Raw genomic sequence first — 24,572 nt, forward strand, 5'->3', positions numbered from 1 at the left:
ACGAATTGGTGGCAGGCCCGCTTCTAGCGGCTTTGCGAACCCGTGCGCGTTCGATCGACAAAGGCCGCTCCGGACCCCCGGCGGCCTTTTCCTTTTGAGGGGCCTCGGGGCCGGCGCTCAAGATGGAGTGGATGGCATGACCCTCGAACCTCAGGCCGACGGCGCGCACGTCTATGTGACGGAGGGCGGCGTGACCGTCACTCGCCGGCGGCGCGACGTCGCCTATGCCGGCGCGATCGAGCCCTATGTCGATCGGCTGGATACCCGCCGCGGCGCGGTCTTTTCGTCGAACTACGAGTATCCCGGCCGCTACACGCGCTGGGACACGGCGATCGTCGATCCGCCGCTGGTCGTGACCTCCTCGGGGCGCTCGGTCGTGATCGAGGCGCTGAACGCGCGGGGCCAAGTGCTGCTCAGCTTCGTCGCGGAGGCGCTCGAGGGGCACGAGGACATCGCGTCCGCCGCTAGAGCGGGCGACCGGCTCGACCTGACGATCGCCCTGCCGTCGCGCGCCTTCACCGAGGAGGAGCGCTCGCGCATGCCGACCGTCTTCTCGGTGCTGCGCGCGATCGTCGCCCTGTTCAAGTCCGACGAGGATTCGGACCTCGGCCTCTACGGCGCCTTCGGTTACGACCTCGCCTTCCAGTTCGATCCGGTCGAGGAGACGCTCCAGCGCGCGCCCGACCGCCGCGATCTCGTGCTCTACCTGCCGGACGAGATCCTGATGGTGGATCACTACTCGGCCAAAGCCTATGTCGAGGAGTACCAGTTCGAGAAGGGCGGCCGCTCGACCGCCGGTCTTGCCGGCGGCGGGCCCGAGGCGCCCTTCGCGCGCTCCGAGAGCGTGCCGCCGCGCGGCGACCACAAGCCCGGCGAATACGCCGCGCTCGTGCGCCGCGCCAAGGAGAAGTTCATGCGCGGCGACCTTTTCGAGGTCGTGCCGGGCCAGACCTTCTACGAGCGCGTCGAGCATCGGCCGTCCGAGGTCTCGCGGCGGCTGAAGGGCATCAACCCGTCGCCCTACTCGTTCTTCATCAATCTCGGGGCCAACGAGTTCCTGATCGGCGCGAGCCCCGAGATGTTCATCCGCGTGTCGGGACGGCGCGTCGAGACCTGCCCGATCTCCGGCACGATCCGTCGCGGCGAGGACGCGATCTCGGATTCAGAGCAGATCCTGAAGCTCCTGAACTCCAAGAAGGACGAGTCCGAGCTCACCATGTGCTCGGACGTCGACCGCAACGACAAGAGCCGCGTCTGCGAGCCGGGCTCGGTGCGCGTCATCGGCCGGCGCCAGATCGAGATGTACTCGCGCCTGATCCACACGGTCGACCACATCGAGGGACGCCTGCGCGAGGGCATGGACGCGATGGACGCGTTCCTGTCCCACGCCTGGGCGGTGACGGTGACCGGCGCGCCCAAGCTCTGGGCGATGCGCTTCATCGAAAAGAACGAGAAGAGCCCGCGCGCCTGGTACGGCGGTGCCGTCGGCATGATGCATTTCAACGGCGACATGAATACCGGCCTGACGCTGCGCACCATCCGCCTCAAGGACGGCGTCGCCGAGGTGCGCGCGGGCGCGACGCTCCTCTACGATTCCAATCCGGAAGAGGAGGAGGCCGAGACCGAACTCAAGGCGTCCGCGATGATCGCGGCGATCCGCGAGGCCGGCAAGCCGAACGCCGGGGAGGGGACCAGCGCCCGCGCCAAGGTCGGCGAGGGCGTGCGCATCCTTCTCGTCGATCACGAGGACAGTTTCGTCCACACGCTCGCCAACTACTTCCGCCAGACCGGCGCGGACGTGACGACCGTGCGCACCCCGGTGCCGGAGGAGATCTTCGACCGCGTCGCGCCCGATCTCGTCGTCCTGTCGCCCGGTCCCGGCAACCCGGATGATTTCGACTGCCGGGGCACGATCGCGCAGGCGCGCAAGCGCCAGATGCCGATCTTCGGCGTCTGCCTCGGGCTCCAGGCGCTGGCCGAAGCCTATGGCGGCACGCTGCGCACGCTTCATGTGCCCGTGCACGGCAAGCCGTCGCGCGTTCGCGTCTCGACGCCCGGCATCATCTTCTCCGGCCTTCCGAACGAGGTCACGGTTGGCCGCTACCACTCGATCTTCGCCGATCCGGTGCGCCTGCCGCGCGAGTTCGAGGTGACGGCCGAGACCGAGGATGGCGTCGTGATGGCCTTCGAACACCGGCACGAGCCGGTCGCGGCCGTGCAGTTCCATCCCGAAAGCATCATGAGCCTCGGGAGCGAGGCCGGGATGCGGATGATCGAGAACGTGGTGGCCAAGCTTCCGCGCCGCGCACGGGTGAAGGCCGCCTGATGACGGCATCCGCGATGGCGATGGCCGACGATTCCGGCCGTCTGGTGAAGCGCACGGCGATGATGACCATCGCCGTGGCCTGCCTCGTCCTCGGAATTAAGTATGCGGCCTACGTGGTCACCGGATCGGTGGCCCTGTTCTCGGACGCGCTGGAATCCATCGTCAACGTCGTTGCGGGCGTGATTGCCCTGTGGGCCGTCAGCGTCAGCTACAAGCCTGCCGACACCGACCATCCCTACGGCCACACCAAGGCCGAGTATTTCTCGGCGGTGGTGGAGGGCGTCCTCATCGTCGTCGCTGCGCTCCTCATCCTGCGCGAGGCCTACGGCGCCTATTTCGTGCCGCGCGACATCGAGGCGCCGATGCTCGGCATCGCGATCAACGGCGTCGCGACCGTGATCAACCTCCTGTGGGCACTCTACCTCATGCGGCAGGGGCGCGAACACCGCTCTCCGGCGCTCGATGCCGACGGGCGGCACATCATGGCCGACGTCGTGACCTCGGTCGGCGTGCTCGCGGGCCTTGCCGTCGCCAGCGCGACGGGTTGGGCAATCCTCGATCCGGCGCTCGCCGCCCTCGTCGCGCTGAACATTCTGCGCGAGGGCTGGAAGGTCGTCGCCTCTTCGCTCTCCGGCCTGATGGACCAGGCGCTCGATCCGGCGGACGACACGCGGGCGCGCGAGATCATCTCGGCTTCGGCAGAAGGGGCGATCGAGGTCCACGACGTGCGCACGCGCATCGCCGGTCGCGCGGTCTTCATCGAGTTCCACATGGTGGTGCCGAGCGAGATGCGCGTCGTGGACGCCCATTCCATCTGCGACCGCATCGAGGACGCATTGCAGGCCACCTTCGCCGGGGCCCGCGTTCTGATCCACGTCGAGCCCGAGGGCGAGGCGAAGCAGGTGGGCGTGCCGGTTCTCTAGCCCTCCGCTCCAGTTCGCATCGGCTTGCGAGCGCCGGTCCACCCGAATGGGTCGGCCGGCGTTTTCGTGTTAACGCCTTGGGCGGCTAAAAGGCGGGATCCCTTATGATAGCGACGGACTGTTCAACAATCTCTACTCGATAAGCCGACATTCGCTGCCTAGATCATGCGCATCGGACGACGCAAGCTGATCTCACCGGCTCCCTCCCAGGCCGCTGAACGTCTCGATGCGCCTCCTAAGTTTCCTCAAGGACAAGAACAATGAAGACCTCCATCTTTGCCTCGGCTGTTGTGCTCTCTCTCGCTGCCCTGACCGGCGTCGCCTCTGCCAACGGTATCGTCCCGGGCTCCGACACCTATGAGCGTGCCGCCGACGGTGTCGCCGTCAATTCGGTGATCCGTGGCGAGACCGTCGCCCCCCGCGCCAGCGTGGTCGAGAGCCGCTCGTTCGGCTATCCCGCGACCGAAGGTGCGGCCGTCAACGTTGTCCCGGGTTCGCGTTACGAAACCCGCGCGATCGATTCCAACGCCGTCAACTCGGTGATCCGTGGCGACTACCATGCCGGCTACACGGCGTCCCCGGTCGAGCAGGTCCGCGTCGTTCCAGGTTCGGATTCGTTTGGCGTCGATGCCCGTTGAGTTTTCTGGAAGGCGGCATCGGTCGCCTTGTGGAGGAAAGGCCCGATCCGAAAGGACCGGGCCTTTTTCGTGTCGGGTGCCTCCTTCGGGCTTGCCTTCCCGGTTCCGGAGCGTCATTCTGGCCGCCATGACGAAGTCGGACGTATCCTTCGGCCCCTTGGCCCCGGTTGCCGCGCGCGAGCGCGATGTCGCCGCACGTCCGCTTCTCGGCCTCCTTCGTCTCGTCCTTATCGGCGACCGTCGGGCCCGTTGATCGAAGGGGCGCCCGGCGGTCGAGCCGGCGCGCGACACCCTCGCGAAGCCTCCAGTCTCTTCGGCTTTACAACCCCGGTCAAATCCTGAAAGACGCGCGTCAGCCGGCCGTCGTGCCGCTCCGTCTTCGCCGAACGAGCAAGGTATTCCCATGTCCGCATCCGTCCCGGTGATGCCCAAGGCCTCCCAGAAGTATCAGCCCTATCCGGCCGTCGATCTGCCCGACCGCCAGTGGCCCTCGCGCCGCATCGAGACGGCGCCGATCTGGTGCTCCGTCGACCTTCGCGACGGCAACCAGGCGCTGGTCGACCCGATGGGGCAGGAGCGCAAGTCGCGCATGTTCGCGCTCCTGAAGCACATGCGTTTCAAGGAGGTGGAGATCGGCTTCCCCTCCGCCTCGCAGACGGACTTCGACTTCACCCGCTGGTGCATCGAGGAGGGCGGCGTGCCCGACGACATGTCGCTGCAGGTGCTGGTCCAGTGCCGGCCCGAGCTGATCACGCGCACCTTCGAGAGCCTGGAGGGCGCGAAGAAGCCGATCGTCCACTTCTACAATTCGACCAGCGAGTTGCAGCGCCGCGTCGTGTTCGGCAAGGACCGCGCCGGCATCCGCCAGATCGCGGTCGAGGCCGCCGAGATGATCGCCGAGATGGCCGACAAGGCCGGCGGCGGGTTCCGCTTCGAGTATTCGCCCGAAAGCTTCACCGGCACCGAGCTCGATTTCGCGCTCGAGATCTGCAGCGCCGTCGCGGAGGTCATCCGCCCGACGCCGGAAAACCGCCTGATCCTCAACCTGCCGGCCACCGTCGAGATGTCGACGCCCAACATTCACGCCGACCAGATCGAGTGGATGAGCCGAAACCTCGACAACCGCGAGACGATCATCCTGTCGCTGCACCCGCACAACGACCGGGGCACCGCGATCGCGGCGACCGAACTCGGCCTGATGGCGGGCGCCGACCGGGTCGAGGGGACGCTGTTCGGCAACGGCGAGCGCACCGGCAACGTCGATCTCGTGACGCTGGCGCTCAACATGTACACGCAAGGGGTCGATCCCGAGCTCGACGTCTCCGACATCAACCGGATGAAGGAGGTCTACGAGCACTGCAACCAGCTCGCGATCCCCGAGCGCCACCCCTACGTTGGCGAACTGGTCTACACGGCCTTTTCCGGCTCGCATCAGGATGCGATCAACAAGGGCATGAAGGCGGCGAAGGTCGCCAACAAGCCCCTGTGGGAGGTGCCGTATCTCCCGATCGATCCGCAGGACGTCGGCCGCTCCTATGAGGCGATCATCCGCATCAACTCGCAGTCGGGCAAGGGCGGCATCGCCTACGTCCTGCAGGCCGACCACGGCCTGAACCTGCCGCGCAACCTGCAGGTGGATTTTCGCGAGGACATCCAGCGGATCACCGACGAGGAAGGCCGTGAACTGCCGGTCAAGCGCATCTACGAGCGCTTCCTGGAACGCTACGTCGAGCAGCCGGGCGCGCGCTTCGCTTATGTCGAGCACATCACGCGACCGGAGCAGGGACCCTCGCGCCGCACGGTGACGGCGACGATCCGCGACGGCGACCGGACGATCGAGATCGAGGGCCGCGGCACCGGTGCGATCGACGGCTTCATCGACGGTCTGTCGCGTCACATGGGGATCGACCTGTCGGTCGCCGATTACGCCGAGCACTCGCTCCAGCGCGGCTCCAACGCCTCGGCGATCGCCTATATGGAGATCGAGCATCCGGGCGGACGGGCCTTCGGCGCCGGCATCGACCAGAACGCCACGACGGCCTCGCTGCGCGCGATCGTTGCGGCCGCCAACCGGATCGTGGATACTCGAGGTTAACGAAACCTTTCCGCTTGCGTCCCGTTCCGGTTTCACGAAAGCCAGCGGCGGTACGCATGACAACCGTACGGCGGGCCATGATGGCCCGCCGCGCGAGGTCGAGGTGGCATGATGATGGAGTCCCGGGGCGCCCTATCGGTGACGAGCGGAACCAAGCGTTTGGCCGATGCCGTGCGCGCGGCCAAGATCGCCTCCTCGCAGCGGACCGACATCGTGATCGACATCCGCGAGGCGGATCGCGCCCGCCTCGAGATCTTCGCCGAGGAACTGCAGCCGATCATCGACGCCGTCCCCGCCGATGATGACCTTTTCGACTTCACCCTGTCCGGCGGACCGCAGCCCCGCTACTGGGTCGACGGCACGGCGCAGGTCCTGATGGCGCGCGACCGGCGCACATATCGCTTCGTGCGGGACACCCGCCTCGGCCGCATCACGCTCGCCGAATCGGGCGAAAGCCGCGTCATCGTCGACAAGGTGACTGAGTACGTCGCCGAGCGGATGGTGGAGCGCGACCGCGCGCTCGCCGCATCCGACGGCATCGGCCTCCGGCCTGCCGAGCGGCCCGCCTCGCTGGCGGCCGCTTCCTCGCTCGAGCCGATCCGCCTCGCCCCCCGTCCGCGCTCGACCGATTTCGTGATCGCCCTGTCCTGGCTGATGATCGGCATCGTGGTCGGTGCCGGCATTCTCATGGCGCTCGCCGCCTATCGCGGCGCGCCGATCGTCTGACGGAAGGCGTCAGCCCCGCCGCCGGACGGCCAGAAGCACGACGCCTCCCACCACGAGGCCCCAGAACGGGGCGCTGATGCCGAGGAACGGCACGCCCGACGCCGTCACGACGAAGCACAGGATCGCCGCCTCGCGGTCGTCCGTCTCGCCGACCATGCCCCCGAGTGCCCCGGTAAAGGCGCCGATCAGCGCGACGCCGGCCACCGTCTGGACCAGCGGCGGAGACTGCGCGGCGAACGCCGTGGCCCAGCCCGCCGTGAGACCGAAAGCGATATAGGCGACCCCCGAGACGATCCCCGCCCACCAGCGGCGGCCCCGGTCGGGTCCGGCCTCGTCACCCGCGCAGATCGCCGCGGTGATGGCCGCGAGATTGACCGCATGGCCGCCGAAGGGGGCGCAGAGGAGGCTCGCGACGCCCGTCGCCGTGAAGAGCGGCGCGGGCTCGGCGGCAAAGCCGTTGACCCTGAGGATCGCAAGACCCGGAATGTTCTGCGAGGCCATGGTGATCAGGAAGAGGGGCAGGCCGAGCCCGACCAGCGACGCCGTTGACCAGTCCGGCAAGACAAGGACGGGTGCGGGGATCACCGCTGCCGTGCCTCCCGGACTGCTCTGGGCGAGGAAGATCAGCAGGAAGGTTGCGACCGCCGCAGCCGGTACAGCTAGGACGCGGCTCCAGCGCCCGACAAGAAACCAGATCGCGATGACGGCGAGCGCCTCGAGCGGGATCGACGCCACCGCCTTGACGGGCGCGAGGCAGAGGGGAAGCAGGATGCCCGCCAGCATCGCATTGGCGAGCGACAGCGGGATGCGCGAGATCGCCCGGCCGACCGGTTTCACAAGGCCGGCCAGAACGACCAGCGCGCCGGCGAGGACAAAGGCCCCGATCGCCGCCGCAAAGCCGCCGGCGGGTGCGCCTGCTCCGGCGAGCAGCGCGGCGCCCGGCGTCGACCAGGCGACCGAGATCGGCATTTTCATCCGCCACGAGACGAGGATGCCGCAGGCGCCCATTGCGATCGACAGGGCCATGATGCCGGACGCGGCCTCCTCCGGCGAGGCGCCGACCCCCACCAGCCCCTGCAGCACCACGGAAAAGGAACTGGCGAAGCCGACGAAGGCCGCAAGCAGCCCCGCCGAGAGGGCGGGCAACGGGGGAGGGCGCATCGGGCGGGCCTCGATCGGCGAACGGCGATCCGAGGGCCTTACGCGGCCGTGTCCACCCCTGGCAAGCGGTTCCTTGGCTGCAGCCTGCCGCCGATCAGGCGGCGACGCCGGGCTCGACGTCGATCGTGGTGCCGTCGCTCAGGAGGCGGCGCTCCCGGATCCAGTCGATGCCGCCGCCGTCGGCCCGGAAACCGCGTTCGCGTTGCACGAGCGACCAGTCGCCGGGCCCGCCGTCGATCTCGAACAGGCTGTAGCGCGCCGCCGGCTTGGAGCCGCCGGGGTTCTGGCTCGCCGACGGGATGCCCGCGACGGGCACGCGCTCGCCGCCGGGGCCCGTCAGCCAGTAGAGCGTGTCGAGATGGGTATGCCCGTGCAGGACGAGTTCGGCGCCGACGTCGTGGATCACCTTGGAGAAGTATTGCTTGCCGATCAGCCGTTTCGACCAGGCCGCCGCACCGGCGATCGGCGGGTGGTGGATCATCACCACGCGGAACAGGCCGCGCGCCTTGGCCTCGTCGAGGAGGCGGGCGGTCGCCAGCGCCTGGCCACGCTTGAAGGTGCCGGTGGCAAAGAACGGTGCGGTGGCTTCGGCACTCGACGTGCCGATGATCGCGACCTGACCGCGCACGCGCATGTAGGGATAGCGCCGATGATGAGGCGCCTTGCCGCCGTCGCCGATCAGATACGGGTACCATTCCTCGTAGACGCGCTTCAGCGCCCCCGGAACGTAGGCGTCGTGATTGCCCGGCACCACCGACACCCAGGCGGGATCGCCGAGGTCCTCGAGCCAGATCCGTGCGCCGACGATCTCGGTCTTGGTCGCGAGGTTCACGAGATCGCCGGTCACCGCCACGTGGCTCGGCGACTGCGTCTTCAGGTCGGCGACGAGCTTCAGAAGCGTGTCGCCGAACATCGCCCGCTTCCGGTTGCGCTGCCAGTTGATGTAGCCGGTGATGCGCTTGGACGCGAGTTCGCGATAGGACAGTTCCGGCAGCGGGCCGAGATGGATGTCGGACAGATGAGCGAGACGAAACATGGGCGGTGAACTAGCCGGACCGGGCGCGATGGGAAGGGGACGGCGATGACGCCCTGGCTTTCCCGGCCGCTCGCCCGCGTGCTGCGCCTCTGGGGGCTCGCCACGCGGTCGATGACCCTCGGAGCTCGCATCGTGGCCCTCGATGCGGAGGGCCGCGTTTTCCTCGTGCGTCACGGCTACCGCGAGGGGTGGTACATGCCGGGCGGCGCGGTGGACCCCGGCGAGACGGTGCTCGAGGCCGTGGTGCGCGAGGCCCGCGAGGAGGGCAACCTCGTCTGCGAGGTGACGCCTGTCCTCGTCTCGGTCCACTACAACCGCCGCGAGAGGCGCGATCATGTGCTGGTCTACCGGTGCGACCGTGTTCGGCAGACCGAACCGCGCAAGGCCGACTGGGAGATCGCCGAGAGCGGCTTCTTCGCGCTGGACGCCCTGCCCGAGGGCACGACGCCGGCCACGCGCCGACGCCTCGCCGAGGCGCTCGGCGGCGAGCCGCCGGCCGAGGACTGGTAGCTCAGGCGGCGGCCAGCCGCTCGCGCCCGTGCGGTGGGTCGAGATCGAGCTCGGGGCCAAGCGGCACGATCCGCGTCGGGTTAATCATGTCGTGGCTCTCGTAGTAGTGATGCTTGATGTGGTGGAAATCCACCGTCTCGCGCACGCCCGGCCACTGGTAGAGTTCCAACATGTAGCCTTGGAGGTTGGGGTAGTCGGCGATCCGGCGCTTGTTGCACTTGAAGTGCCCGACATAGACCGGGTCGAAGCGGATCAGCGTCGTGAACAGGCGCCAGTCCGCCTCGGTGATCCGGTCGCCCGTGAGGTAGCGCTGGCGCGACAGGCGGTCCTCCAGCCGGTCGAGCGTGTCGAACAGGACGTGGAAGGGCTTCTCGTAGGCCTCCTGCGTCGTCGCGAAGCCGCACTTGTAGACGCCGTTGTTGACCGCCTCGTAGACCTCCTCGTTGGTCGCATCGATCGCGGACCGGAGGTCGGCCGGGCAGAAATCCACCGATGCGTCGCCGAACGCGTCGAAGGACGAGTTGAAGATGCGCAGGATCTCGGCCGACTCGTTGTTGACCATGGTCCCGTCCTTCTTGTCCCAGAGGACCGGGACGGTGACGCGGCCGGTGAAGGTCGGATCGGCCTTCAGGTACACCTCGTAGAGGCGCTCCGCCCCGTTCACGCTGTCGGGGATGCAGCCCTGGCGGTCCGAGAAAGTCCAACCTTCCGATCCCATGAACCAGTCGACCACCGAGAGGGAGACGACGTCCTCCAGCTTCTTGAGCTTGCGCAGGATCAGCGTCCGGTGCGCCCAGGGGCAGGCAAGCGAGACGTAGAGGTGGTAGCGCCCGGCCTCGGCCGGCACCGCATCCTGACCATCGGGACCCGGCTCGCCGTTCGGCGTCACCCAGCGGCGGAACGCCGTCTTGGTGCGCTGGAAGCTGCCGCCCGACGACTTGGTGTCGTACCACTTGTCCTGCCACTTGCCGTCGACCAGAAGGCCCATCTGCATCACCCATCGCAAAAGCCGCGCGCGGGGAATTGCTTCGCCCTCGACGCGGCACATATGTGGTGATATGGAGCGGACTGGCCGATAGGCAGGCCTGAAGCAACGGGTTTCCCATGCTGCGACGACGACGCCAGGAGGCGGCACCAGCCGCCACGATCCACGCCGCCGGCGCCTGACCCGATTGCGAGGTCCGGCGGGGCGTAGCGAGTGCGTCTCCACCGTCAGGACCCGACCATGCTGTCCCTCGTCCAGGAACTCGACCTGCGCTTCTGCGCGGAACAAGCCGAGCACGCCGACACCATCGAAGACATCGCCGCCGAGGCTTTCGGTCCCGGCCGCTTCACGCGAGCGGCCGAGAGGGTGCGCGAGCGCTCGCCGCACGATCCCGCCCTGTCGCTCGTCGCGATCCTCGGCTCGGAGATCGTCGGCTCGGTGCGTCAGTCGCGCGTCTCGATCGGCGGCGTTCCCGTCGTAATGCTTGGGCCGCTGACCGTGCGCCCGCGCTTCAAGAAGCGCGGCATCGGCCGGACGCTGCTCGCGATGGCCGCGGAAACCGCAGGACTTGCCGGCGAGCGGGCGATCTTCCTCGTTGGCGACCGGGCCTACTACATGCCGCTCGGCTACAGGCCGCTGCCCATCGGCTCCGTCACGATGCCCGGCCCGGTCGACGAGGCGCGCATTCTGGGGCTCGACCTCGTGCCGGGTGCCTGGGACGGCGTCGCGGGACGGGTGGAACCGCGCCGCTAGACCAGAGCTTCCACTTCGGTCGGCAGCGAGGTCCGGTTGCCGATATCGGCGCGATGGCGTTCCAGCCAGAGGTCGGTCGCTCGCCGCCCGAGGTCGCGCAGTTCCAGGAGTTCCGACCAGCGGGTATCGAGCTTCCCGACGGCGCCGCGCCGCGTCAGTTCCTCACCGGCCGAGATCATGTGGAGCCGGAGGGCAGCGATCTGGCGCAGCACCGGGTTCTCGAGATCCTCGTCGCGCACGAGACGCTTCATCTCGGTCAGCATGCGCAGGTCGCGCATGAGAGATGTGTTGAAGGTGATCTCGTTGACGCGGGCGATGATCTCGTCCGCCGTATCGGGCACGCCCGGCCGCACGAAGGGCGTCACCTGCACGATCAGGAGGTCCGACGTCCCGTGGTCCTGCGTGAACAGGGGCGTCAGGACCGGGTTGCCGAGATAGCCGCCGTCCCAGTAGTGCCGGCCGTCGATCTCGACCGCGCGGAAGACGTCCGGAAGGCAGGCCGAGGCGAGGAGGGCATCGGCTGTGAGTTCGGTCCCGGTGAAGACGCGGACGCTCCCGGCTTCCACATCGGTGGCCGAGACGAAGGTCGGAACAAGCGTCTGGCGCTGGAGAAGGTCGAGGTCGATCGCCTCCTCGACGACGACGCGCAACGGATTGCCGCCCGGTCGCCCCGCGCTGTAGGGCGAGACGAACTGGGTGAGCGAGCGCACCTGCTCGATCGCGTTGTGCACCATGGAGCGCGGAAACGGAAAGAACGGGAAGCTGCTCTCCACCGCACCGAGGGGGGAGCGAGCCGAGACCGTCTCCCACAAGCGGTGCAACGCCTCGCGCGCGCCTCTCCGGCCGCTGCCAGCGAGGCCCGCCGACAGGCTCGCCGCGTTCAGGGCGCCGGCGCTGGTGCCGCTGACGGCCGCGATCTCGATCGTGTCGTCATCGAGGAGACGGTCGAGGACGCCCCAGGTGAATGCGCCGTGCGCGCCGCCGCCCTGCAGGGCGAGACAGATGCGGGCCATGGTCCTACGCCTTCCATCCTCTCCTCCCGTTGATCATTGCCGCACGAGGGGACGCGGAGTCCAGCCTCATGCTGCACCTGCGAGATAGGGTGTCGCGTGCCGATCAAAAACCCCGGCGGAGAAGGAAACCATCCGCGAACGTCGGCGGCTCAGCGCCCCTCGCGATACCAGGTGGCGGAGAGCGCGAGAAGCAGGACGGCAAGGCCGAGGAAGCCCGCGAAGAGCGGCGTCCGGTCGACGCCACGCAGGACGCTTTCCTCCGTGGTCTTCAGGCCGATCCAGTCGCGCCCGTCCGCGTCCGCCCGGCCCGACACCGGCACGATGCGCGGTACCGACACGTCGCCGGTGGCTTCCGCCAGACGACGCGTCGAGCCGCGCGTGGCATCGGCGATCGGCTGCAGCTTCTGCGTGGTCGAGATGGCCTCGCGATACTCGCGCGGGTTCACCGGCCCGACATTGGCGAGCGCCCGCAGATCGCCGTTCGCCACCTGATAGAGCCCGAGCTCGTCGGCGTTCAGCGTGCCGCGCCATTCGCCGGCCACGCCTTGCGTCAGCGGCAGCTGCAGCGCGCGGCCGGACGGCGTGACGACCGTCGCCGGCCCCGGATCGTCGCCGATCGTATGGCGCGTCACCGTCAGGTCGGTGCCGAGTGCCTCGGCGTCGAGGGATTCCTCCTCGAGCTGCGGCTCCTTCATCAGCCAATGGGCGAGACGGCGGAACAGCGGCACATGCGGGCCCCCGCCCTCGAAGCCGCGCGACCACAACCAGCCCTGATCGGACAGGAGAAGCGCGACGCGACCCTCGCCGGCGCGGTCGAGGACGAGGAGCGGCTTGCCGTCCGGGCCGGTCATCACCGTTTCGCCGCGCGTCTCGCCGACGTCGATCGAACGGAACCATGGGCTCCAGTCCGGCGGTGTCGCGCCGGCGCCCGGCAGGTCGCGCGTCACAGGGTGCTTGCGCCCCAGTTCCGACAGGACGGGGCGGAAGGCGCGCTGGTCCACCTCGCCGGTCGGCAGCGCCGGGAGGATCGCGCTCAGCGGCGAGTTGGCGACGGAATCGGGCCCCGCATATTCCGGCCCCGAGGCAATCAGCATCGCGCCGCCGTTCTGCACGTACTGGGCGATATAGTCGTAGTAGAGCGTCGGCAGCACGCCGCGCCGCTGGTAGCGGTCGAAGATGATGAGGTCGAAGTCCTCGATCTTCTCGACGAAGAGCTCGCGCGTCGGAAAGGCGATCAGCGACAGCTCGTTGATCGGCGTGCCGTCCTGCTTCTCCGGCGGGCGCAGGATCGTGAAATGGACGAGGTCGACCGCCGCGTCCGACTTCAGGAGGTTGCGCCATGTGCGCTCGCCGGCGTGCGGCTCGCCAGAGACGAGGAGCACGCGCAGATTCTCGCGGATGCCGTCGATCACCGCGATGGCGCGGTTGTTGACCGGCGTGATCTCGCGGGTCTCGCGCGCCGCCGAGAGTTCCACGATGTTCTTGCCGGCGCGCGGCAGGGTGATCTGGACGTTCGTGTCCTGCCCCGGAACGGCGTTGCGCCGCTCGACGAGGTCGCCGTTCAGGAAGACCTGCACCTCGACCGGATTGGTCGACGCGCCTTCGCCTTCCTCCACGACCCGAAAGGTCAGCGTCTGGGGCTGGTCGACCAGCGCGAACCGCGGCGATGTCACGAGGTCGAGGCGGCGGTCGAACTCGTTCGGCCGGCCGGTGACGAGCGCGTGAACCGGCGCGTCGAAGCCGAGTGCCGCGGCGTTCTCGGGGATGTCGTGGACCTGCCCGTCGGTCACCATGATCGCGCCGCCGACCCGGGCGGGCGAGACGTCGCGAAGGCCGTCACGCAGCGCCCCGAAGAGCGCCGTCGTCGCGTCGCCCTCGCCAGCCGAGCGGGCCTCGATCGTGCGCACCTCGAACTGCGGGAAGGCGGCGAGGTTGCGGCGGATCTCTTCCACCGCCGCATCGGTCTGGGCCGTGCGCTCACCGATCGTCTGGCTCTGGCTGCGGTCGACGACCACGGCGACGACGCTCTTCAGCGGGTCGCGCTCCTCGCGCAGCACCACGGGGTTGAGGAGCGCCAGCACCAGGGCGACCAGCGCGAGACTGCGCACCACGGCGCCGCGCATCCGGGCGGCGAGCAGCGCCAGCGCCAGGATCACGGCCGGAACGGCGAGGATCGCGATGACGGTCCACGAGAAGAAGGGCGAGACGTCGATCGACCAGGTCATGGCGTCACTGCCCCAGGCGTTCGAGGAGGGCGGGCACGTGCACCTGATCGGCCTTGTAGTTGCCGGTCAGCACGTACATCACGATGTTGACCCCCGCCCGGTAGGCGTATTCGCGCTGCGACGGGTCGGCGTTGTCGGTCGGGAAGACGAAGAGCCCGTTGCCGTCGACCGCCCAGGCGCTGGCGAAATCGTTCGACGTGATCATGATCGAGGAGACGCCGTCGCCCGCGCTCGCCGGCCGCGCCTCGGCGTCGGCGGAGCGCACGAGCGACTCGACCCAGAGGTCCGAGCCGGTGTGCCGGCCGGGAAAGCTGTCCATGATGTAGAAGGCCTTGGTCAAGACGTGGTCGGCCGGCACCGGCTCGAGCGGCGGAATGTCGAGGTCGGCGAGGATGTCGCGCAGCCGACGCTGCCCGGCCGAGACCGTCTGGCCCGAGAGGTCGCCCATCGCGTCTCCCTCGACATCGAAGAGCACCGTGCCGCCCTGCTTCATGTAGGCGTCGACGCGGCTGATCGCCTCTTGGCTCGGCATCGGGGCCGAGGCGTGGATCGGCCAGTAGAGGATCGGGTAGAAGGACAACTCGTCCGTCGCGATGTCGACCGGCATCGGCTTGCCCGGCTCCAGCGCCGTCTTCGAGGCGATGTATTGCGACAGGCCGTCGAGACCCTGCCGGGAGATCTCGTCCGTCGCGGCGTCACCGGTCTCGACATAGGCGAGGTGCGTGGTTTCCGTCGCCTCGATCGCCCGCGCGGCGTCGACCCCTTCCAGTCCCTGCGTCGCCATGGCGGCGGGGGAGGGGGTGTCCTGCGCGTGCGCACGCTCTGACTGAGTGCCGATGGCCGCGGCGAGCGACAGGCCGAGCACAAGTGCGGCGGGCGCCGCGCGGCGCCCGAAGCCGCGGCGCAGACGCGCGAAGCCACCATGCAGCCAGAGCAGCGCCAGCGCATCCAGCGCGAAGAGCGCGACCGCGCCGGCGAACAGCCAGGGCGTCAGGTCCGTCGCGCCGGCCGTGCCGTAGGCGCGCGTGGCGATGGGCGCGCCGAGGTCGAGCGCGGGAAGGGGGCGCAGCACGGCGTCGGTTTCGAGGAGGTTCAGGGCGCGATATCCTTCGGCCGTACCGTAGAGGCCGGGCGGGTTCTGGAGGCTGGGAAGGGGCGCGGCGCCGTCGGCCAGCACCAGCGGCCGGATATCCGGACCGGGCTGCACGAGGCGCGCGGTGCCGTCCATCACGCGGTAGGGCGGCAGGCTGGTCTCGGCCGTCCCGCCGTCGGTGCCGACCGCCCCGCGCGACAGCGAGACGATGCGCCGGAGCATGTCGACGAAGGCGCCGGAGATCGGCAGGTTCGACCACGTCGCCTCGGCCGTCGTGTGGAACAGGACGATCGTCCCGGCGCCGCGCGCGGCCGCGGTCACGATCGGCGTTCCGTCGGCAAGGCTCGCCCAGGTCCGGTCGGAGAGGTCGGCGGAAGGCTCCGCGAGGATCTGGCGCGACACGGTGACGTCGGCGGGCACGGTGATGCCGGCGAACGGAGAGCCATCGGCGATCGGCGCCACGCGTTGCGGCTCGGACCATGAGATTGCCCCGCCGAGCTGGCGTTCCCCGCCGCGCAGGCGCACGGGCACGAGCGGATCCTCGGCGGTCGAGGCGGCCAGACGCGGGCCGGCGAACCGGACCAGCGTGCCGCCGTTCTCGAGGAAGCCGTTCAGCGCCTGCGTGGCCGCATCCGGCAGGACGCCGATGTCGGCGAGCACGATGACGGACGGGCGCTGCTCGACGAGCGCGGGGATGGCGGTGCCGAGATCGGCGCTGCCGGCGCGAACGAGATCGGCGAAGGGCTCCAGCGCTCTCGTGATGTAATAGAGCGGCGACAGGAGCGGCTGCGCGAGGTCGGCCGCCTCGCCGGACACGAGGGCCACGCGGCGACGCTGGAAGCTGTCGTCGACGAGGCGAACGGAGGCCGCGTCGTTGATGCCGTCGCGCTCGATGCGGGCGACGTCGTTGCGCAGTTCGACCGGAATGGTGAAGCGCGCCTGCGCGGTCGTCGCGCCGGCGGCGAAGGCGAGGGGCGCGCGGCCGATCTCACGCTCCTGCGCGTCCAGCGCGCGAAGCTGGTAGGTCGCGGGGCCCGTCTCGCCTTCGGGGCGAACGGCATTGACCACCAGCGCGTCCGTTGCGTTCTCGGCGCGCGTGAGCCCGGCCAGCGTGCCGACCGGCGGGGCGTAGAGGATCACCTGCGAGGGCGCGAGGGCGCGCAGCGTTTCGGCCGCCGCCTCCATGCCGCCGCCATCGAGCCCGTCGCTGAGATAGGCGATGCTGGCGCCGCTCTGGGCGCCGAGCACGGAGGACAGGCGCGTCGCGGCGGCCGCGCGGTCGGACGCGATCGGGCGCGGCTCGGCGGCGGCCAGCCGCTCCAGGGCCGTCGCGGCCTCCACCGGGGCCGTATCGTTTCCGGCGTCCTCGGCCGTCAGGACCAGCGACACGGGACGCCCGGCCTTGCCCGCCTCGCGGAGAAGGTCTTCGGCTGCGCTGCGCCGGTCGTCCCAGTCGCGCGCGCTCGCCCAGCCGTTGTCCAGCATCACGACCACGGGGCCGTTGCCCGACAGCGCGCTTTCGCGCGGGTTGAGGATCGGCGCCGCCAGCGCGAGAATGACCAGCGCCGCCAGCAGCAGCCGCAGAAGTGTCAGCCACCAGGGGCTGCGCGCCGGCGTTTCCTCGCGGCGCAGGACGCGCTCCAGAATGCGCAGCGGCGGGAAGGTTTCGGTCTGCGGTCGCGGCGGGGTGAGGCGCAGCAGCCACCAGATCGCAGGCAGGGCGAGAAGCCCGGCGAGCACCAGCGGCGCGCCGAAGGACAAGGCTCCCATCAGGCGCGCGCCTTCATGCTTTGCGGCTGACCGCTGAGATGGCCGTGGACCGCGACGAGGGGTTCGGACGCCAGGCGGTCGGTGGCGTGGAAGACGTGGCTCCAGCCGAGCCGGCGGCAATGCTCGCCGAGATACTGACGGCGTGCCTCGAAGGCGTCACGGTAGAGGTCGCGCAGCGCCTCGGCGCGCCCGGCCGTGAGCTTGGCGCCGGTCTCGGGGTCCTGGAATTCGGTGCGGCCGGAATAGGGAAAGGCGACCTCGGCGGGATCGGCGATCTGCACGATATGGCCGCGCACGCCCTGTCGGGCGAGAAGGTCGATCCGCTCGGTCAGTTCGTCGATCGGATCGAGGAAATCGGCGACCAGCACGATCTCGCTGAAGCGCTTCAAGCGATCCGTCGCGGGAAAGCCGCCCGCCGGCCGGTTGGTCTGGAGCGCGGCGGCGATGCGCTCGGCGGCGTTGCGTGCGGAAACGGGCGCCATCACGTCGGGATAGCCGATCCGCTCGCCCGAGCGCGCCAGGAGTTCGGCGAGCGCTAGAACGAGGACGAGCGCACGGCTCTCCTTGGAAACCAGTCCCTCGCCGCTCTGGTAGAGCATCGACGGGGACGGATCCGCCCAGAGCCAGACGGTCTGCGCCGCCTCCCATTCGCGGTCGCGAAGATAGACGTTGTCGTCACGCGCGGAGCGGCGCCAGTCGATGCGCGATACCTGCTCGCCGTCGACGAAGGGGCGGAACTGCCAGAAGTTCTCGCCCGTGCCGCGCCGCCGCCGACCATGCCAGCCGGTCGCCACGGACGCCGACACGCGGCGCGCCTCGACGAGGAGGTCCGGCAGGAGCGCCGCGCGCTGGCGGGCGCGATGCAGCGCCTCGCCACCCGTCACAGCGTCGGTGATGCGCCCGATGGCCGCCATCCGGTCAGCCGGCCTGGCGCGCCAGACGGGCGATCACCTCGCGCACGCCGATGCCTTCGGCACGCGCGGCGAAGTTCAGCGCCATGCGGTGCTGGAGGATCGGCTCGGCCAGCGCCCGAACGTCGTCAATCGAGGGAGCGAGCCGTCCTTCGTAGAGTGCGCGGGCGCGCACGCAGGTCATCATCGCCTGGCTTGCGCGCGGGCCGGGACCCCAGGCGACATGCGTGTCGGCCTCCGACGAGCCCTGGCCGGGACGCGCCGAGCGCACGAGCGACAGGATCGCCTCGACGACGCTCTCGGGCACCGGCATCCGGCGCACCAGCATCTGGATCTCGCGCAGGCGCTCAGCGCTCATCACGGCAACGGCCTTGTCCTCGGCGACGCCGGTGGTCGCGAGGAGGATGCGGCGCTCGGCCTCGATCGAGGGGTAGTGCACGTCGACCTGGCACAGGAAGCGGTCGAGCTGGGCTTCGGGCAGGGGATAGGTGCCCTCCTGCTCCAGTGGGTTCTGGGTCGCCAGCACGTGGAAGGGCGCGGGCAGGTCGTGCCGCTCGCCGGCCACCGTCACGTGGTATTCCTGCATCGACTGGAGGAGCGCGGACTGGGTGCGCGGGCTGGCGCGGTTGATCTCGTCCGCCATCAGGAGCTGCGCGAAGACCGGGCCGCGCACGAAGCGGAAGGAGCGGCGGCCGCCCTCGTTCTGGTCCATGACCTCGGTGCCGACGATGTCGGAGGGCATGAGGTCGGGCGTGAACTGGACGCGCCGCGCATCGAGGCCGAGCACGGTGCCGAGCGTCTCCACGAGCTTGGTCTTGGCAAGGCCCGGAACGCCGACGAGCAGCGCGTGGCCGCCGGCCAGAATCGCGACCAGCGTCTGCTCGACGACGCTTTCCTGGCCGAAGATCACGCGGGCGACGGATTCGCGCGCCTTCGCGATGTCGGCCAGCGCGCGCTCGGCCTCGGCCACCATGGCGTGCGCGTCGAGGGTCGGCTCCGTGTTGGCGAGTATCGTCATCCTGCGGGGCCCTTCGATGAGTCGTGTCGGAACGGCCGACGACGGGGAGAAGCCGCATAGAATCGAGGCGGCGGTCGTCTGGCAAGCGCTGGGATGCGCGACTATTTGGTGACGGCCAAGCCCGGCCAAAATAAGACGGGATGCTGCCCGGCAAGGGGCGGCGGCCTCGGGGGACGTTGCATCATGACTCAGTCGGAGGACACAAGTTCGGCATCGGTCTCGCTGGAGGCTCTGGTGTCGCGCGCCGAGCGCGCCGGCCGCTCCGCTCCGCCGGTCGAACAGTGGAACCCGCCGCATTGCGGGACGATCGACATGGCGATCGACGAGGACGGCCGCTGGCTCTACCAGGGGTCGCCGATCGACCGTCCGGCACTGGCCCGCCTCTTCTCCAGCGTCCTGCGCCGCGAGGTGGACGGTTCCTTCGTTCTGGTGACGCCGGCCGAGAAGCTGACGATCCGCGTGGCCGATGCCCCTTTCGTCGCGGTCGAGATGAGCGACGAGGCGGGCCGCCTGCGCTTTCGCACGAACATGGGCGACGTCGTGGAGGCCGACGACGCGCACCCCTTGCGTTTTGCCGATGCCGCGGGCGACGCCTTTCGACCCTACCTGCGGGTGCGTGGCGGGCTGGAAGCGCGGCTGACGCGCGCGCTCGCTTTCGACCTCGCGCAGCGGATCGAGGAGCGTGGCGGCGAGGCCGGCATCGCGTCCGGCTCCAGCTGGTTTCCAGTGCCGCTCGCGCTCTCGGCACTCGATGCTTGAGACGCGGTTCGACGCCGCCGACCTTCGTGCGCGCCTGTCGGCCCGCGGTCTGGAAGCCCTCGAGCACGACACCGGTGACCACGTTCTCAACCCGGACTGGGCGCAATTGTCGGAGGGCGCGGGCGCGCGCGAGGCGGCAGTGCTCGTTCCCGTGGTCGACCGGCCGGGCGAGGCGGGGGTGATCCTGACGACGCGCGCGGCGCATCTGCGCAAGCATTCCGGCCAGATCGCCTTTCCCGGCGGCTCGGTCGATCCAGCCGATGCCTCGGTCGAGGCGGCGGCACTGCGCGAAGCCGAGGAGGAGGTCGGCCTCGACCCCGGGCTGGTCGAGGTGATCGGCCGCCTGCCGCGCTACCGCGCGACGACGGGGTTCCGCATCACGCCGGTGGTCGGGATCGTCGATCCCGCCTTCGTGCCCCGGCCGGACCCTTCGGAGGTGGCCGACGCCTTCGAGGTGCCGCTCGGCTTCCTCATGAACGCGGCGAACCACGCCAAGGGCAGCCGGGTCTGGCAGGGCAAGCCGCGATACTTCTACACGATGCCCTTCGGGGATCGGTATATCTGGGGCGTGACGGCGGGCATCCTGCGCACGCTGTATGAAAGGCTCTACGCATCATGACGCGCATCGAGGCGGACTGGCTCCGCGACCCCGCCCTACAGACCATCCTGGCCTGCCTCTCGGCGGGAGGCGAGGAGGCACGGGTGGTGGGCGGCGCGATCCGCAACACGCTGATGGGCCGCCCGATCACCGATGTCGACGTCGCCACCACGACGCTGCCCGCTGAAACCATCGCCCGCGTCGAGGCGGCGGGGCTGAAGGCCGTGCCGACCGGCGTCGAGCACGGTACGGTGACGGTGGTCGCGAGCGGACGGCCCTTCGAAGTCACGACGCTTCGCCGCGACGTCGAGACCGACGGTCGCCACGCCAAGGTCCTGTTCGGGCGCGACTGGGCCGAGGATGCCGCCCGGCGCGACTTCTCGATCAACGCCCTCTACTGCGACGCCGACGGCGAGATCCTCGATCTCGTCGGCGGCCTTGCCGACATCGAGAGCGGCACGCTGCGCTTCATCGGCGACGCCGGCCAGCGGATCGAGGAGGACTATCTGCGCATCCTGCGCTTCTTCCGCTTCTTCGCGTGGTACGGGCGGGGCCGGCCGGATGGCGACGGCCTGCGCGCGGCCTCGCGGCTGAAGGAGGGGCTGGATCGCCTGTCCTCCGAGCGCGTCTGGGCCGAGTTGCGCAAGCTTCTCGGCGCGCCCGACCCGGCCCGCGCGCTTCTCTGGATGCGGCAGGCGGGTGTCCTCAGCCGCGTGCTGCCGGAATCGGAGAAGTGGGGCATCGACGCGATCCACGGTCTCGTCGAGACCGAGGCGCTCTACGGCTGGTCGCCCGACCCGATCCGCCGCTTGGAGGCGATCGTGCTGCCGGACGCCGCGCGTCTGCGCGAGATGGCCGGCCGGCTGCGTCTGTCGAATACGGATCGCGACCGGCTCGTCGCCTGGGCGATGAGCGAGGCTCCACCGGGCGAGAGCGATGCCGCCTTCCGGACCAGGCTGTATCTCGGCGACCGAACCGCGCTCGCCGACCGTTTGGCGCTCGCGCTCAGCGCCGAGCGCACCGCAGCGGCCGGCGATCCCGATCGCCTTCCCCAAGTGGCGCTGCTGGCGGCCCGCTTCGAGGCGGCTGCCGGGTTCGAGCCGCCGGCCTTTCCGCTCAGCGGACACGATCTCGCAGCGGCCGGCGTCGCGCCGGGACCCGAGATCGGGCGCACGCTCGATCGCCTGAAGCGGGCCTATGCCGAGAGCGGATTCGTGCTCGGTCGCGAGGCCTTGCTCAACCTCGTCTGAACCGCACGAAAAAGCGCGGCTCCATCGGTCGATGAAGCCGCGCCCGAACGATTCCTCGAAGCGCCGATGGCGTCAGAGCGTCAGTGCCTCGCGCTCTCGTGCATGCCGTCGCGGATGGCGTCCATCAGCCGCTGGGTGATCGTCTCGACGCCCAGCTGCTTGGCCTGCATCACGGCGCGGCGCATCACTTCCGCCTGCGAATCGGCGCGGATCACCCGCTCGCAGCCTGGAATGACACCGTGGCAATTGAGTTCATACATCACAGTCCTCCCTGGTCGATCCTTCGACCGCGCGGATGCGCGTGCCGCCTGCCCTTCGAAACCATGCGGTCGGAATGCACGTCTGTTCGCGGATGTCCTCGGTCCTGCGAGCACCCGGCCGTCGCTTGCGACGGGCGGGATACACGGACCTTATCAGGAGCGATCGCGTTGTGAACAGGACGTTGTTGGCAAGTTAACCAATTCTTGTCCGCACACGGGAACTAGCGCGAGAGACGCTGTCGGCGAGGGACGCGAAGCCCGAAATTCATCGCCCGTCCAACCGATCAGGGCCACTTCACGAGCGGGGGCAGGGAGGACAGGATCGAGGCGACGTTGCCGCCGGTCTTCAGTCCAAAAAGCGTGCCGCGGTCGTACAGGAGGTTGTACTCCACATAGCGTCCACGGCGCACGAGTTGCTCCTCGCGCTGCTCCTCGGTCCACGGGGTGCCGGCGTTCTGGCGCACGAGATGCGGATAGACCACGAGGAACGCCTTGCCGACATCCCGCGTGAAGGCGAAGTCGGCGTCCCAGCCCCCAGCCTCGTCCGGTGAATGCAGCCAGTCGTAGAAGATGCCGCCGACGCCGCGCGGCTCCTTGCGGTGCGGCAGATAGAAGTACTCGTCGCACCACGTCTTGTAGCGATCATAGCTCGCAACGCCCGAGTGGCGATCGCAGACGAACTGCAGGGCCTTATGGAAGGCGCGCGTGTCGGGATCCTCGGCGGTGCGGCGCGCGTCCAGCATCGGGGTGAGGTCGGCGCCGCCGCCGAACCATTGACCGGTGGTGACCACCATGCGCGTGTTCATGTGCACGGCCGGCACGTTCGGGTTGCGCGTGTGGGCGATCAGCGAGATGCCCGAGGCCCAGAAGCTGCGGTCGCTGCCAGCGCCCGGGATCTGCGCGGCGAAGTCCTCCGACAGCTCGCCGTAGACGGTGGAGGTGTGGATGCCCGCCTTCTCGAAGACGCGCCCGTTCTGCAGCATCGACATCGTGCCGCCGCCGCCGTTCTCGCCGCGCGTCCAGGGCGTGCGCTCGAAGCGGCCGGCCGGCAGCGTCTCGTCGGAACCGAACTCGTCCTCCAGCGTCTCGAAGGCCTGGCAGAGCCGGTCGCGCAACGCCTCGAACCAGGCCTTCGCCTCGTCCTTCTTGGCGTCGAGGTTTTCCGGCAGGCCTTGCGGCAGTTCGGGACGTTCCATGGCGCGCGACGATCCTTCCGACCCGGCCGGAATCGGAATGTCCGGGCTTGCCCTGCATTGGCTAGCAGTTGCGCGAGCGTTTCGGAAGCGATCCGTTCGGGGCGGGCCCGCCGTTCCGACTCGAATTCCCGAGACCGAAGGCCTATATCCTGGAGCGACAGGAGCCCGCCGAAACAGGAGCGCGACGGTTCGATGGCCCCGCTTCCACCGCCCCCTCTCGATGGCCTGCGCCGGCAGCTGCGCGCACGGCGCGAAGCGGCTCCGCGCGACAGCTTCGTGCGCGAGACCTTCACGTTGCCGCGCCCGGAAGCGCGGACCAAGGCGCGCGAGTGGTTCGCCCGCTACCCCAAGGCCGCCTACTGGACGCAGGTCGAAAGCTGGCGCCTCCTGCCGGGCGACGAGGTCGAGTTCACGATGCGCCGCCTTCCGAGCGCCGACTGATCCGCGCCCTCAGGTGGGGCAGGGCGCCCCGCGTCGGCGCGGTGAGCGGCTCGGGCAGGGCGTCGAGCGCGAACCAGTCGAGCCCGTCGTGCTTCTCCGGTTCCTGGATCGACGGCTCGCCCACCGCGTCCTCCACGACGTAGACTGGCGCGAACCAGTGATGGCCCGCCTCGACGTCGATCTGGTCGACGACGCAGAGGAGTTCGTCGGCCGCTATCCGCAGCCCCGTTTCTTCCAGCACCTCGCGCGCCGTCGCATCGGCCGCGGTCTCGAACAGATCGACCTTGCCGCCCGGCAGGCCCCAGGCGCCGGCCTCCGGGGCGCGGCGGCGACGGATGAGGAGCAGTCGGCCCTCGCGCAGGATCGCGGCGCCGGTTCCGACCCGCGGTTCGTCGAAGATCATGGCGTCCCCTTCCATCGTAGCTGCCGCAGCGCCTCGCCCGCGACCATTGCCGCGCTGACCGCAAGGTTTAAGGAGCGCGCTCCCGCCTCCATCGGAATGGTCGCGCGGATATCGGCAAGATCGTGAACGGCATCCGGCACGCCTGCGCTCTCGCGTCCGAAGAGAAGAACGTCGTCGTCCCGGAACGCGACATCGCAATAGGCCGTGTCCGCCTTCGTCGTCAGGAGCACGAGCCGACGTCCCGCCGCACGCCGAACCGCCTCGAAGGCCGAAAAATCGACGTGACGGGTGAGTCGCGCCATGGCGAGATAGTCCATGCCCGCCCGTTTCAACGCCCGGTCCGAAAGGTCGAACCCGGCCGGCTCTATGATCTCCACGTCGAGGCCGAGACAGGCGCCGAGCCGCAGGATCGTGCCGGCGTTGCCCGCGATGTCGGGCTGGTAGAGGGCGATGGACAAGCGCATGCCCTCCCGATACCCAAG

23 protein-coding genes are annotated in these 24,572 nt (G+C 69.4%); 11 read left to right on the forward strand and 12 right to left on the reverse strand.

Going from position 1 to position 24,572, the window contains the following annotated elements:
- The first annotated feature begins 136 nt into the window (after positions 1-136).
- The 5 genes from ACLNGM_RS10550 (at position 137) to ACLNGM_RS10570 (ending at position 6,708) form a co-directional block, all read left to right on the forward strand.
- A complete protein-coding gene (locus ACLNGM_RS10550; RefSeq protein ID WP_416358300.1) occupies positions 137-2,326 on the forward strand; it encodes an anthranilate synthase in 2,190 nt (729 codons plus the stop codon).
- Between the two features lie 20 nt (positions 2,327-2,346).
- On the forward strand, positions 2,347-3,249 hold the full coding sequence (locus tag ACLNGM_RS10555) for a cation diffusion facilitator family transporter (RefSeq protein ID WP_416358426.1): 903 nt from the start codon (positions 2,347-2,349) through the stop codon (positions 3,247-3,249).
- 260 nt (positions 3,250-3,509) lie between these two features.
- Complete coding sequence (locus ACLNGM_RS10560) at positions 3,510-3,887, forward strand: hypothetical protein (RefSeq protein ID WP_090961110.1); 378 nt, start codon at positions 3,510-3,512, stop codon at positions 3,885-3,887.
- 403 nt (positions 3,888-4,290) lie between these two features.
- On the forward strand, positions 4,291-5,982 hold the full coding sequence (leuA, locus tag ACLNGM_RS10565; RefSeq protein WP_416358301.1) for a 2-isopropylmalate synthase: 1,692 nt from the start codon (positions 4,291-4,293) through the stop codon (positions 5,980-5,982).
- A gap of 108 nt (positions 5,983-6,090) precedes the next feature.
- Positions 6,091-6,708: a hypothetical protein gene (locus ACLNGM_RS10570; protein WP_416358302.1), complete on the forward strand. Its 618-nt coding sequence runs from the start codon at positions 6,091-6,093 to the stop codon at positions 6,706-6,708.
- Between the two features lie 9 nt (positions 6,709-6,717).
- Here ACLNGM_RS10570 and ACLNGM_RS10575 read toward each other — a convergent pair whose 3' ends face one another.
- Both ACLNGM_RS10575 and ACLNGM_RS10580 read right to left on the reverse strand, forming a co-directional pair.
- Positions 6,718-7,869, reverse strand: coding sequence for a benzoate/H(+) symporter BenE family transporter (locus ACLNGM_RS10575; RefSeq protein WP_416358303.1), 1,152 nt, complete (start codon positions 7,867-7,869; stop codon positions 6,718-6,720).
- A gap of 94 nt (positions 7,870-7,963) precedes the next feature.
- Positions 7,964-8,905 carry a metallophosphoesterase family protein gene (locus ACLNGM_RS10580; protein WP_416358304.1) on the reverse strand — a complete coding sequence of 314 codons (942 nt, stop codon included), beginning with the start codon at positions 8,903-8,905 and terminating at the stop codon, positions 7,964-7,966.
- A gap of 45 nt (positions 8,906-8,950) precedes the next feature.
- Between ACLNGM_RS10580 and ACLNGM_RS10585 the strand changes: the two genes are divergently transcribed.
- The gene (locus tag ACLNGM_RS10585; protein WP_416358305.1) at positions 8,951-9,415 is read left to right on the forward strand and encodes an NUDIX domain-containing protein; all 465 of its coding nucleotides are present in this window, start codon (positions 8,951-8,953) and stop codon (positions 9,413-9,415) included.
- Between the two features lies 1 nt (position 9,416).
- Here the strand turns inward: ACLNGM_RS10585 and ACLNGM_RS10590 are convergent, their stop codons facing one another.
- Positions 9,417-10,403 carry a glutathione S-transferase family protein gene (locus ACLNGM_RS10590; RefSeq protein ID WP_416358427.1) on the reverse strand — a complete coding sequence of 329 codons (987 nt, stop codon included), beginning with the start codon at positions 10,401-10,403 and terminating at the stop codon, positions 9,417-9,419.
- 237 nt (positions 10,404-10,640) lie between these two features.
- Here ACLNGM_RS10590 and ACLNGM_RS10595 point away from each other — a divergent pair, with 237 nt between their 5' ends.
- Positions 10,641-11,153 carry a GNAT family N-acetyltransferase gene (locus ACLNGM_RS10595; protein ID WP_416358306.1) on the forward strand — a complete coding sequence of 171 codons (513 nt, stop codon included), beginning with the start codon at positions 10,641-10,643 and terminating at the stop codon, positions 11,151-11,153.
- Here ACLNGM_RS10595 and ACLNGM_RS10600 read toward each other — a convergent pair.
- The 5 genes from ACLNGM_RS10600 to ACLNGM_RS10620 all read right to left on the reverse strand — a co-directional run bounded on the left by ACLNGM_RS10600 (position 11,150) and on the right by ACLNGM_RS10620 (position 19,183).
- On the reverse strand, positions 11,150-12,166 hold the full coding sequence (locus ACLNGM_RS10600; RefSeq protein ID WP_416358307.1) for a patatin-like phospholipase family protein: 1,017 nt from the start codon (positions 12,164-12,166) through the stop codon (positions 11,150-11,152). The genes ACLNGM_RS10595 and ACLNGM_RS10600 overlap by 4 nt on opposite strands.
- A 149-nt stretch (positions 12,167-12,315) precedes the next feature.
- Complete coding sequence (locus tag ACLNGM_RS10605) at positions 12,316-14,391, reverse strand: hypothetical protein (protein WP_416358308.1); 2,076 nt, start codon at positions 14,389-14,391, stop codon at positions 12,316-12,318.
- Between the two features lie 4 nt (positions 14,392-14,395).
- Positions 14,396-17,254: a DUF4159 domain-containing protein gene (locus ACLNGM_RS10610; RefSeq protein WP_416358309.1), complete on the reverse strand. Its 2,859-nt coding sequence runs from the start codon at positions 17,252-17,254 to the stop codon at positions 14,396-14,398.
- A complete protein-coding gene (locus ACLNGM_RS10615) occupies positions 17,254-18,168 on the reverse strand; it encodes a DUF58 domain-containing protein (RefSeq protein ID WP_416358310.1) in 915 nt (304 codons plus the stop codon). The genes ACLNGM_RS10610 and ACLNGM_RS10615 overlap by 1 nt, the downstream gene beginning before the upstream one ends.
- A 4-nt stretch (positions 18,169-18,172) precedes the next feature.
- On the reverse strand, positions 18,173-19,183 hold the full coding sequence (locus ACLNGM_RS10620) for an AAA family ATPase (RefSeq protein WP_416358311.1): 1,011 nt from the start codon (positions 19,181-19,183) through the stop codon (positions 18,173-18,175).
- A 183-nt stretch (positions 19,184-19,366) separates the two neighbouring features.
- On the opposite strand from ACLNGM_RS10620, the gene ACLNGM_RS10625 reads away from it, so the two are divergent.
- Genes ACLNGM_RS10625 through ACLNGM_RS10635 form a run of 3 tightly spaced genes read left to right on the forward strand, consistent with a single transcriptional unit; the run spans position 19,367 to position 21,790 of the window.
- Entirely contained in the window at positions 19,367-19,942 is a 576-nt protein-coding gene (locus tag ACLNGM_RS10625) for a DUF1285 domain-containing protein (protein WP_416358312.1), read from the forward strand.
- On the forward strand, positions 19,935-20,561 hold the full coding sequence (locus ACLNGM_RS10630; protein WP_416358313.1) for a CoA pyrophosphatase: 627 nt from the start codon (positions 19,935-19,937) through the stop codon (positions 20,559-20,561). Before ACLNGM_RS10625 ends, ACLNGM_RS10630 begins: the two co-directional genes overlap by 8 nt.
- Positions 20,558-21,790, forward strand: coding sequence for a CCA tRNA nucleotidyltransferase (locus tag ACLNGM_RS10635; protein WP_416358314.1), 1,233 nt, complete (start codon positions 20,558-20,560; stop codon positions 21,788-21,790). The genes ACLNGM_RS10630 and ACLNGM_RS10635 overlap by 4 nt, the downstream gene beginning before the upstream one ends.
- Before the next feature lie 80 nt (positions 21,791-21,870).
- On the opposite strand, the gene ACLNGM_RS10640 is transcribed toward ACLNGM_RS10635, so the two are convergent.
- Both ACLNGM_RS10640 and hemF read right to left on the reverse strand, forming a co-directional pair.
- Positions 21,871-22,050, reverse strand: a complete 180-nt coding sequence (locus ACLNGM_RS10640) for a DUF1059 domain-containing protein (protein WP_090961073.1) — start codon at positions 22,048-22,050, stop codon at positions 21,871-21,873.
- Between the two features lie 284 nt (positions 22,051-22,334).
- Entirely contained in the window at positions 22,335-23,246 is a 912-nt protein-coding gene (hemF, locus tag ACLNGM_RS10645) for an oxygen-dependent coproporphyrinogen oxidase (RefSeq protein WP_090961070.1), read from the reverse strand.
- A gap of 192 nt (positions 23,247-23,438) precedes the next feature.
- On the opposite strand from hemF, the gene ACLNGM_RS10650 reads away from it, so the two are divergent.
- The gene (locus ACLNGM_RS10650) at positions 23,439-23,687 is read left to right on the forward strand and encodes a hypothetical protein (RefSeq protein WP_416358315.1); all 249 of its coding nucleotides are present in this window, start codon (positions 23,439-23,441) and stop codon (positions 23,685-23,687) included.
- On the opposite strand, the gene ACLNGM_RS10655 is transcribed toward ACLNGM_RS10650, so the two are convergent.
- Positions 23,656-24,090 (reverse strand): NUDIX domain-containing protein, encoded by a 435-nt coding sequence (locus tag ACLNGM_RS10655; protein ID WP_416358316.1) that lies wholly within the window; start codon positions 24,088-24,090, stop codon positions 23,656-23,658. The two genes, ACLNGM_RS10650 and ACLNGM_RS10655, sit on opposite strands and share 32 nt — an antisense overlap.
- Positions 24,087-24,554 carry a tRNA (cytidine(34)-2'-O)-methyltransferase gene (locus ACLNGM_RS10660; protein ID WP_416358317.1) on the reverse strand — a complete coding sequence of 156 codons (468 nt, stop codon included), beginning with the start codon at positions 24,552-24,554 and terminating at the stop codon, positions 24,087-24,089. Before ACLNGM_RS10660 ends, ACLNGM_RS10655 begins: the two co-directional genes overlap by 4 nt.
- Positions 24,555-24,572 lie beyond the last annotated feature (18 nt).

Source organism: Aureimonas phyllosphaerae (genome assembly GCF_047943035.1).
GTDB classification, from domain to species: domain Bacteria; phylum Pseudomonadota; class Alphaproteobacteria; order Rhizobiales; family Rhizobiaceae; genus Aureimonas; species Aureimonas phyllosphaerae.